This window comes from Arthrobacter sp. JCM 19049 (assembly GCF_001310435.1).
The window spans coordinates 1-1400 of the sequence record NZ_BAXF01000542.1 but is presented as its reverse complement, the minus strand read 5'-3'; the positions used below and the strand labels follow the sequence as shown (position 1 = coordinate 1400).

Genomic DNA, 1400 nt, shown 5'->3' with positions numbered 1-1400 from the left:
GCACCATGTGCGGCGCAGCGACGGGCAGTACGCCTAGGCGGTGCGCCGGCCCCGGAGCCAAACCGGTGGGGGGCGCGGGACTAGTATGGAATACGGGACCCCCGGTTTTTCGGGGAACTGCAACCGCTGAAGGCAGGCAGCACAAGGCAAGCGAGGAGGTGCCGGCACGGCCATCATGAAGCTACCGCTACACCAGAACGAGCGCGTGATCATCAAGACCCGTGTGCACTCCCGGGTGCTGCGCCAGCCGTTCATCACCCTGCTGATCCTCACCGGAAGTTTCGCCTTTATCCTCGGCTACCTCTCGCGCCAGCAGCTTCCCGGGTGGATTGCTCCCAACGCCGGGGTGCTTTCCTGGCTGTTCGTGCTGCTGTGGTTCCTGCTGGTGGGCATCTGGTGCGTTGCCCCGTGGATCGGCTGGCTGCGCTCGCGGATCGTGCTGACCACCGAGCGGATCTTGTTCCGCACCCCGCGCAGCGGCGGCCAGCTGCAGTCGGTGGGGCTGTACACGGTGCGCGACCTGCTGGCCCACACCCGCAAGAAGAAGAACCCGGCACAGCGGCCGGGCACGTTGGACGTGGTGCTGAACCACGGCTATGTCAGGATTCCCCATGTTCCGGCGGTGACCTCCTTCCGCCGGCTGGCCATCGAGGCGCTGCAGAACATGGGTGGGAACAACCAAGTGGCCGGACCCTTTGGGACCGCGGCCGGTGAGGGGAATGATCGATGAGCTCCGAGCACACTAGCCCTTCCCGCAGCGAAACCCCGCAGGCGGCCAGCGACGCCGCTCTGGAGCGCGCACCCAGCGCTGCCCAAGATCCGCCTGGAGGCCGACCCGATCCAGGAGCTGGCCCAGGCCATGGAGAACCCGCTGCAGGTCCCGGCCCAGGCCCCGGCCGGCATCAAGGAAACCGTTGCCGCCCTGGAGCAGCGCCTGCTGGGCGGCAAGCGTGAGTTCAAGCGCCGCGAGGTGGCCGCCGAGGCCGGGATCTCCCTGCTCTCGGCCCGCAAGCTGTGGCGGGCCATGGGCTTCCCGGAGCTGGGGGACGACGAGGTGTTCTTCACCCAGCGCGACGAGGAGGCGCTGAAGTCGATGGTCGGGCTGGTGCGCGAGGGCAAGCTCACCGAGGAAACCGCGATCTCGCTGATGCGCTCGGTGGGGCAGATGACCGACCGGATGGTGGTCTGGCAGGTCGAGGCGCTGATCGAGGACATGGTCACGAACCAGTCGATGAGCGACCGGCAGGCCCGGCGAGAACTGGTCAACATCCTGCCTCAGCTGATCGGCCCGATCGAGGACCTGCTGCTATATTCGTGGCGGCGCCAGATGAACGCGGCCATCCACCGGCTCTCGGTGCGTGCCGAGGCCGGGGTGGCGGCCTACAACCAGCACAGCGGGG

General features: G+C 67.8%; 2 protein-coding genes. Both read left to right on the top strand.

The features are described 5' to 3' along the window. The first annotated feature begins 175 nt into the window (after positions 1-175). Positions 176-730, top strand: coding sequence for a hypothetical protein (locus JCM19049_RS14280; RefSeq protein ID WP_054821906.1), 555 nt, complete (start codon positions 176-178; stop codon positions 728-730). Positions 731-859: 129 nt separating this feature from the next. Further along, positions 860-1400, top strand: a 541-nt coding sequence (locus JCM19049_RS14275; RefSeq protein ID WP_279403274.1) for an adenylate cyclase regulatory domain-containing protein, incomplete at its 3' end; no start/stop codon positions are given.